The organism is Butyricimonas sp. RTP31003st1_G1_RTP31003_210430 (genome assembly GCF_040920905.1).
Lineage (GTDB): Bacteria > Bacteroidota > Bacteroidia > Bacteroidales > Marinifilaceae > Butyricimonas > Butyricimonas paravirosa.
On sequence record NZ_JBCOSQ010000105.1, the window covers coordinates 1 to 9,208 of the forward strand.

The following is a 9,208-nucleotide window of genomic DNA, read 5'->3' on the forward strand; positions in this document are numbered from 1 at the left end:
TCAATTAAGGTAATTAATCATTCTGGAATTCAAATCGTTATAAAGAATTTACCAACTATTTTTGGCCACATGGCCAATGGAAAGGTGAGTCGAAAGTTTGTAAAGTTCATAAAGTCCATAAGGTTCATAAAGTGACGGGTGTCCTTCGGATAATATTGAACGGCAACTCAGAATTGCCGTTGACAAAGTACCTGCAAGGGTCCAAGGACCTTATAGACTTTATAAACCTTATGAACTTTTGACCCATTACACGATACCCGAAAATCCCATGAACGCCATGGCCAGCAATCCGGCTGTAACCAGTGCGATGGGGGTTCCTTTCATGCCTTGAGGAATGGAGGATAGTTCCAGTTGTTCCCGGATTCCGGCAAAGATGGTTAAAGCTAACCCGAAACCTAATGCAGTTGAGGCTGCAAACACGACGGATTCCAGTAAGTTATAATCTTTTTGAATCACCATGATGGCTACACCAAGTACGGCACAGTTTGTCGTGATCAAGGGTAAGAAAACTCCTAATGCTTGATAAAGTGACGGACTTACCTTCTTCAGAATGATTTCCACCATCTGAACGAGGGCGGCAATGATCAAGATAAACACGATGGTTTGCATGAATCCGATGCCGAACGGGTCAAGTACGGTTTTCTGTACGATAAATGTTACCATGGTGGCCAGAATCATCACGAACGTAACGGCTCCTGTCATTCCGAGTGCCGTGGGTACGCTCTTGGAAACCCCTAGGAACGGGCAGATTCCCAAGAATTGTGCCAACACGATGTTGTTGACAAATACGGCGGCTATAAATATAAAAACGTATTCCATGTTTCTAATTTTAGATTTTAAATTTTAGATTTTAGATTGCTTTTTCAATTTACAATTTACAATCTAAAATTTACAATTAGTTGGTTTTTCTTATTCTGTTGATGAATGCGATCAGGTAACCCAAAGCGATAAACGCTCCCGGAGCCAGAACGAAAACGAGCATTCCGTAATTTTCATTGTAGAGGGTCATGTTGAAGAACTTCCCACTACCCAAAATCTCACGGATAGAACCTAATATCGTTAATGCCATTGCGAAACCAAGGCCGATACCCAAACCGTCCAGCATGGAAGGAATGGCTTTGTTTTTGGATGCGAATGATTCAGCTCGTCCCAGCACGATACAGTTCACCACGATCAACGGAATGAATAATCCCAAAGATTCGTGCAAGCTTGGCAGGTAAGCTGCCATGCACATATCGACCACGGTAACGAATGCAGCGATGATCACGATAAAACCGGGAATCCGGATTTTGTCGGGAATCAGGTTTGCCACGAGCGAGATGGCCAGATTGGATAGTACCAGAACGAAAGCCGTGGCTAAGCCCATCCCCAAGCCGTTAATGGCTGAGGTGGTAACTCCCAGTGTGGGACACATCCCGAGCAGGAGTACGAAGGTCGGATTTTCCTTGAAGAACCCTTTGGTAAAAGTTTGCCAGTTGTTCATATCTTTATTCTTTCATTGATTTTACGTGTTATTTTGCGGATTCTGCCAATGCTTTTGCCGCCCGGTTTACTGCATCCAAGAAAGCTCTGGATGAAATCGTGGCGGCCGTGATGGCATCCACGTTTCCGCCGTCCTTTGAAACCTGAAGTCCTTGCGCACCCGGAGTTTTTCCGGTAATATCACCTTTGGCACCTTTCACGAACCAGGTGTCCATTTTGGAACCCAATCCCGGGGTTTCTTTGTGGCTTAGCACGGAGTAGTTATATATACTTCCGTCTGGGGTGAATCCTACCATAAGTTCAATAAGCCCGCCAAACCCGTTATTTGTGAACGTTTTAATGGCTGTCCCCACGAGTTGCCCGTTTGCTTTAGCCGGATAGAATTCTAATTCCCCTCCATCTGCTTTCACGATCTGTTTTTCCGTCATCGGGTCATTATCAAAAGCGGGAACCACGGCACGAATGGCCTGTACTTGCTTTTCAATTTTTACTTTTTCAATTAATCCGGACGTGAGTGAGTTCACAACTCCCACTGCGGCGGAGGAAACCAGTGTTACCAAAAATAACACCAGTACCATATTCTTAAAGCTTGATTCTAATTTCTTTCCCATCAGTTTAGATTTTAAATTTTAGATTTTAAATTTTAAATTCCATTTGTAAGTAATTTACAATCTACAATTAGTAAATTTAAAATCGTCGGGGTTTACAATATCTGTTTATCAGCGGTGTGAATCCGTTCATGATCAGGATGGCAAAAGACATTCCTTCCGGGTAAGCCCCGAATACACGGATGATTACGGTCAACAGCCCGATACCGACACCGTAAATAAGCATTCCTTTATGTGTCATGGGAGAGGTTACGTAATCCGTGGCCATAAAGATTGCTCCCAACATCAAACCTCCTGTAAAGAGATGGAAAACCGGACCGGCAAATTGTGCCGGATCAGCTAGGTTCAGAATCCCGGAGAACACGATAACCGTGGCGAAAATAGCCACCGGGATGTGCCAACTGATGATCTTTCGGATCAGCATATAGGCGAATCCTAATAAAAGTCCGATAGCGGCGACTTCTCCCAAACTACCCCCCATGTTACCGAGAATCAAGTTACCGGTAGAGAATCCGGCTGAAGAGAGTGCCTCTCCAACGGCTTGTCCGTTCTTAACGGCCTCTTTTACAAGTGCTAGGGGTGTAGCTCCGGTTACTGCATCAGCCGTGGCGAATCCGTTCGGTATGGGCCAAGTGGTCATTTGTACCGGGAACGAGATCAACAGGAAAACACGACCCACGAGAGCCGGGTTGAAAATATTGTTTCCTAATCCTCCGAAACTCATTTTACCGATACCGATGGCAACCAATGCTCCGATGACCACGATCCACAAGGGAAGAGACGAGGGAAGGTTAAATGCCAGCAATACTCCCGTGATGATGGCTGACCCGTCCCATATCGTGGGACGTTGTTTCATGAGGTATTTTTGAATAACGTATTCGAATACAAGGCAGGCAACTACCGAGGTGAGGGTTACCAAAATGGCTCCCAGCCCGAAAAATACGATAGAAAAGATAAACGTCGGTACTAATGCGATAAGTACGCCGTACATATTTTTTTCTATCGAATCCCCGCCGTGAACGTGGGGAGAGGGGGATATGGTGAAATTACTCATATTTTTTTATTTAGTGATTTAGTGGTTTCCGATTCTGTGATTTCCACCCACGAGTCAACGCTTGTTAATCATTAAATCATTTAATCGGCAATCTCTGAATCGATTCATTCTAAATTAATTTTTTATTTTTTTCTCGACCGGATCATTTGACCTGTTCTGGCTTTCCCCAGACGGATCACGTCAAGCAACGGACGGTTTGCCGGACAGGTAAAACTACATGAACCACATTCGATACAGTCCATGATCTTTTCTGATTCCAGCATTTCCAGCTTGTTGTGTTCTCCAAGTAACATCAAATAATAGGGTTCCAATCCCATAGGACACACGCTAACACATTTCGAACAGCGGATACAGTTCCGATATTCTTTACGGGCAGATTCTTCCTGACGCATAAGCAGGATGCCACTCGTGCCTTTCGTGACGGGAATGTTCGTGTTGGTCAGGGCTTTTCCCATCATGGGGCCTCCTCCAATCACTTTACCCGTGTCTTCAGGCAATCCCCCGGCAGCCTCAATCAGTTGTGAGATCGGGGTCCCGATGCGGCAAAGGTAATTACCCGGTTCTTTTAATGATTTTCCGGTAACCGAGACTACCCGTTCGAACAGGGGTTTATGTTTCATGACAGCTTCGTACACGGCATACACGGTCCCCACGTTCTGCACCACGGCCCCGACAGCAATGGGTAGTCCGCCCGATGGAACGAATTTTCCGGTGGTGGCTTGTATCAATTGTTTCTCACCTCCTTGCGGGTATTGTATCTTTAACGGGCATATCTCGATTCCGTCCGCCAGTCTGGCTAGTTTATCCAGTTCTTCAATGGCGTCTCGTTTATTGTTTTCGATTCCCACGATCGTGCGTTTCACGCCGAGGGCTTTCATGATAAGTTGTATACCAATGATCAACTCTTTCCCGTGTTCCAGCATCAAGCGATGGTCTGCCGTGAGGTAAGGCTCACATTCCACACCGTTGATGATAAGTACCTCGGCAGTACTTCCGGGAGGAGGCGATAGTTTTACCTGTGTCGGGAAGGTGGCACCACCCATACCGACGATTCCTGCTGCACTGATAGCTGCCAGAATCTCTTCTTTCGTGAATGTGCTAGGTTGTTTGTTGATGGGATCTTTTAGAATATTTTCATCCCATTCGTCACCTTCAACTTTAATGGTTACAGCCGGGCGGGGGTAACCGCTGGCGTCGATCACCGGATCAAGTGACATAATGGTTCCGGATACGGAACTATGAATATTTGCCGATATAAAGCCGGCAGCCTGACCGATGATTTGTCCTACTTTTACTTGATCTCCTTTTTTCACCGTGGGAACGGCAGGAGCCCCGATATGTTGTGATAAGGGTATGGTTACTTGTTCGGGGAGGGGAAGGGTGATAATTTCCCCTTGTGCTGATAATTTATTTTCTGGTGGGTGAACTCCCCCAATTTTAAATGTCTTAAGCACGGTGTATTAGTTTTAGGTTTTAAATTGAATGATTCTGTGATTTCGTGATTTTAAATCCTATTGATTAAGTGATTTAATGATTTTCGATTAAGTGATTTTAATCACCCAATCATTGAATCGGCAATCACTAAATTTGTTCGTTTTTCGCTTCTACTTCAGTTGGTTCGGTGATTTTCCGGGGAGGAAAATTAACTTCGTGGATCGCGTGTGTCGGGCAAGCACTGACACATTTCCGGCAAAGTTTACATTTTCGGAAATCAATGTATGCCAAGTTGTTCTCTAGGGTGATGGCCTCAAAAGGACATTCTTTCACGCATTTTCCACATCCGATGCAGGCTGCTGTACAAGCTTTGCGAGCAATGTTCCCCTTGTCTTTGTTCACGCAGCAAACAAAAACTCGCCGATCTTTCACTCCTTTGTTTCGTAACTCGATGATGTTTCTCGGACAGGCCTTCACGCAGGCTCCACACGCCACGCACTTCTCCTCGGAAACGACCGGGAGACCGTTCTCGTCCATATGAATGGCATCGAACGGACAGGCTGTTACGCAATCCCCACATCCCAGGCAACCGAAGGTACAATCGGTTTCACCCCGGTAAAGGGAATGTTCGATGGCGCATGATTTGTAACCGTCATATTGACTGGTACGTTGACGATGGTCACACGTGCCGTTACATCTTACCACCGCAATTTGCGGGGTTTGTGCCGTTACTTCCATGCCCAGGGCGGCGGCAACTTTCGTCATGGTTTCCGCACCTCCAACCGGACAAAACAGTCCATCCAAAGAAGTAGCCTTTACCGTGGCTTCCGCAAATCCCCTACACCCGGGCTTGCCACATCCTCCGCAATTTGCTCCCGGTAGGATGCTTTCCACGGTATCAATTCTAGGGTCTTCCTCGACCTTGAATTTTTGTGCGACAAAATAGAGAATCACGGCAGACGCAATCCCAATAGCGCACAAAGAAATAATGGTGTAAATAATGGTAGTAGTCATCATAAAGGTGTTTGTTTTGTCTCCTCTAGTTTGTTATAACGCCCGTAAAGTTATTATTTTTTTTCTAGGTTATGCTATTTTAACCTTGAATTTTATTTTTTGGGCAAACTTGTTTCTTAGTAAATACAGGCAAATAAAGTAGGCTGATATTGCAATTAGGGATAATGTAGCGGCCATAACTTCACTGACTCCGGCAAGGATAAGCAAGGTCAAAATAACGATAATTAAAACGGAAGGAACAATGTATGCCAATAGCACGGAAAGCATGGCATTTTGAGTACTGGCACTGACGATTACTTTGTCTCCTATTTTGACGTCTTCATTCGGTTTTTCTGCCGTGATGCTCTTTAAAGCCATTTCCGACATACCACAAGCTCCTTTGGCATGACATCCCGCACAGGCTGTTTGGCTTTGTATGGTCACTATAATAAAGGTATCGGCTACCTGTGTCACGATTCCATCATGTTCTATTGTATTTTTTGCCATAATATGATTCTTAGAATAGAGCAAATATAATGATAAAATAAAAACCATCCTGCAGCGAGGATGGTTTTCATTTTTTATTTTTTACGCATAAAAATTTGAATCGGTACACCCGTGAACTTCCAGTGTTCCCGGATTTTGTTTTCCAGAAAACGCTTGTAAGGTTCTTTCACGTATTGCGGTAAGTTGCAATAGAATGCGAAAGTTGGGGTTTTCGATGGTAGTTGTGTCACGTATTTTATGCGGATATATTTTCCTTTCAAGCTGGGGGGAGGGAAGTTTTCGATCTCTTCCAGCATGATACGGTTCAGTTCGGATGTTTTCAGTTTTTGTTTCCGGTTTTCGTAGGTCTGGATGGCTGATTCAAGCGCTTTCAACAGACGTTGTTTCGTGAGAGCCGAGGTGAAAATGATCTCCACGTCGTTGAAGGGGGCCATTTTTGCCCGCAGTTCTTTCTCGAAATTGATTGTCGTTTTGTTATCTTTCTCGATCAGGTCCCACTTGTTCACGAGGACTACCACGCCTTTCTGGTTACGCTCGATGAGGTGGAATATGTTCAAGTCCTGAGATTCCATTCCCCGGGTTGCATCAATCAGTAGCATACACACGTCACTGTCTTCGATGGCACGCACGGAACGCATCACGGAATAGAATTCCACGTCTTCATTGACTTTCGCTTTCTTGCGTAATCCCGCGGTGTCCACCAACAAGAAGTCGTGTCCGAAACGATTATAGCGGGTGGTGATCGTGTCACGAGTTGTTCCGGCAATATCGGTTACGATATTACGTTCTTCCCCGATAAGGGCGTTGATCGTGGAGGATTTTCCCACGTTAGGGCGTCCCACGATAGCGATCTTGGGAAGTTCTTCCATGTCTTCGAGCGGGTCGGTGGTGAAGTGTGATACCAGCTTGTCAAGTAGTTCTCCTGTTCCCGAACCGTTGATGGATGCTATGGGGAAAATCTCTTCTCCGACTCCCAGTTTATAGAATTCGTGGACATCGTAGAGACGTTCTCCATTGTCCACCTTGTTTGCCACGAGGTAAATGGGTTTGTTGACTTTCCGGAGCATACGGGCGAAACTGTGGTCCAGATCGGTAATACCGAGTTCCACGTCGCAGACGAACAGGATCACGTCGGCCTCGTCCATAGCGAGTAATACCTGTTTGTTGATCTCCTCCTCGAAGATGTCCGAACTGTTGGAAACGTATCCTCCGGTGTCAATCACCGAGAATTCTTTGCCGTTCCATTCTGATTTTCCGTAATTCCGGTCACGGGTCACCCCGCTTTCCTCGTTTACGATGGCTTTCCGGCCACCGACTAAACGATTGAAAAGTGTTGATTTTCCCACGTTGGGACGTCCTACTATTGCAACAATATTACTCATTGGAAAGATAAAAGTTAAAAGATAAAAACTAAAAGATTAAAGTTGTTTGTAACCGAAGCGTTTCAGGTCGTTTTCCTTGTTCCGCCAGTCTTTGAGGACTTTGACGTACAGGTTCAGGAATACTTTTTTCCCGAAGAAGGCTTCGATGTCAACACGGGCTTCCGTTCCGACTTTTTTCAATGCGGCACCCTGATGCCCGATAATGATACCTTTCTGGGAATCCCGTTCCACGTTGATCACGGCCATGATGTTGATACGTTTGGTTTCTTCCTTGAATTCTTCCACGACAACCTCGACAGAATAAGGAATTTCTTTATCGTAGTTCAACAAAATCTTTTCCCGGATAATTTCGGTTACGAAAAAGCGTGCCGGCATATCGGTCATTTCTTCTTTGTCGAAATAAGGTTCTCCCACGGGTAACAATTCCAGAATGCGCTTGTATAAATTGTCCACGTTGAAATTCTCAGTAGCCGAGATCGGGAATATTTCAGCTCGCGGGATGATCTCTTTCCACTTGTCGAACAGGGCATCCAGTTTATCCGGGGTGGTCAGGTCAATTTTGTTCAACACCAGAAGGATGGGAACCTCGCTTTGTTTCACTTTCTCGATAAAGTCCGCGTTCTTTTCGATATTCTCCACCACGTCGGTGACATAGAGGATGATGTCGGCATCGATAATGGCGCTTTTCGAGAAATCAAGCATATATTCCTGCATCTTGTAACTGGGTTTCACGACCCCCGGGGTATCGGAAAATACGATCTGAAAATCCTCCCCGTTCACGATTCCCTTGATCCGGTGACGTGTGGTTTGGGATTTGGACGTGATAATCGATAATTTCTCCCCGACTAGTCGATTCATCAAGGTTGATTTTCCCACGTTGGGGTTTCCTAAGATATTGACAAAACCTGCTCTGTGCTCCATTTATTTAAAAATTAATTGGGCACAAAGGTACGATAACTAATTGAAAATTGAAAGCCTAAACGAAAATGTGCGGGTCTATTTTTTGTTTTGCTTGTAGACATAAGCGATTTTCTCGCTGTCCGCCGGGTTCGTTTTGCTCGTTTTACTGGTCCATGCTCCGGTCTGGTCGTAAGTATATTGGTAATTAGGATTGATCGGGTTGCCGAATTCGTCGTAGGTTAGTGTCATGTTACTTGTTATTTTTTCATTTTGCAGATTTTCCTTCACGTAGGAAATGCTTACAAGGTAGCCGAATGGATCATACGTGTAAAGGGTGACTTGTTTCGTGGCGGGATGGTCGGTATCCGGTCTAGTGTTTATCCATGTTTTACCGGAGAGACGGCCTTGAGTGTCGTAAGTGTAGTCTGTTTGAGCGCAAATCAGCCCGTTCCGGTATTCTTGTGTCCGGTTGACCTGTCCTCGGTGATTGTAATAGTCAATAACGTTTTGCCCGTGGTTCCACTTGGTTGTTTTCATGACGGGACGGGAGATCGTGTCATACTGATAATTGATCAGGCATACGGTTGCTTTTGCGAGGGAATCAATGGTTTCTTCTTCGTAGCATTTACCGAGGTCATTATACCTGAATGTTGTGACAATCAAGTTCAACGGGGTGGTGGTAGTGGAATCTTTTTGCAGTCGTGTACTTTGAATGATCCGTGTTAAAAGTCCTTGAGGGGAGTACTGGTATGTAGTGATTGTGAGTGAGTCATTGTGAATTCTGGTCTCCCGGGCGATGTTAGTCCCGGAGTAATAACGAGTGATCGTGGGGGATATATAAGTTATCG

General features: G+C 45.1%; 10 protein-coding genes. All 10 read right to left on the reverse strand.

The features are described from left to right. Positions 1-246 precede the first annotated feature (246 nt). Complete coding sequence (locus tag AB5542_RS20205; RefSeq protein WP_087421175.1) at positions 247-819, reverse strand: electron transport complex protein RnfA; 573 nt, start codon at positions 817-819, stop codon at positions 247-249. Between the two features lie 76 nt (positions 820-895). After that, entirely contained in the window at positions 896-1,483 is a 588-nt protein-coding gene (locus AB5542_RS20210; protein WP_087421176.1) for an RnfABCDGE type electron transport complex subunit E, read from the reverse strand. 28 nt (positions 1,484-1,511) lie between these two features. Next, on the reverse strand, positions 1,512-2,093 hold the full coding sequence (locus AB5542_RS20215; protein ID WP_195666845.1) for an RnfABCDGE type electron transport complex subunit G: 582 nt from the start codon (positions 2,091-2,093) through the stop codon (positions 1,512-1,514). Positions 2,094-2,169: 76 nt separating this feature from the next. After that, complete coding sequence (locus AB5542_RS20220; RefSeq protein ID WP_279039694.1) at positions 2,170-3,144, reverse strand: RnfABCDGE type electron transport complex subunit D; 975 nt, start codon at positions 3,142-3,144, stop codon at positions 2,170-2,172. 122 nt (positions 3,145-3,266) lie between these two features. Further along, positions 3,267-4,598 (reverse strand): electron transport complex subunit RsxC, encoded by a 1,332-nt coding sequence (rsxC, locus tag AB5542_RS20225; protein ID WP_279039693.1) that lies wholly within the window; start codon positions 4,596-4,598, stop codon positions 3,267-3,269. Between the two features lie 127 nt (positions 4,599-4,725). Continuing rightward, positions 4,726-5,595: a Fe-S cluster domain-containing protein gene (locus tag AB5542_RS20230; RefSeq protein ID WP_279039692.1), complete on the reverse strand. Its 870-nt coding sequence runs from the start codon at positions 5,593-5,595 to the stop codon at positions 4,726-4,728. A gap of 66 nt (positions 5,596-5,661) precedes the next feature. Continuing rightward, entirely contained in the window at positions 5,662-6,078 is a 417-nt protein-coding gene (locus tag AB5542_RS20235; protein ID WP_087421319.1) for a SoxR reducing system RseC family protein, read from the reverse strand. Between the two features lie 74 nt (positions 6,079-6,152). After that, the gene (gene der / locus AB5542_RS20240; RefSeq protein ID WP_087421180.1) at positions 6,153-7,460 is read right to left on the reverse strand and encodes a ribosome biogenesis GTPase Der; all 1,308 of its coding nucleotides are present in this window, start codon (positions 7,458-7,460) and stop codon (positions 6,153-6,155) included. Between the two features lie 36 nt (positions 7,461-7,496). Further along, the gene (era, locus tag AB5542_RS20245) at positions 7,497-8,381 is read right to left on the reverse strand and encodes a GTPase Era (RefSeq protein WP_087421181.1); all 885 of its coding nucleotides are present in this window, start codon (positions 8,379-8,381) and stop codon (positions 7,497-7,499) included. 75 nt (positions 8,382-8,456) lie between these two features. Continuing rightward, positions 8,457-9,208, reverse strand: a 752-nt coding sequence (locus AB5542_RS20250; protein WP_368243395.1) for a hypothetical protein, incomplete at its 5' end; no start/stop codon positions are given.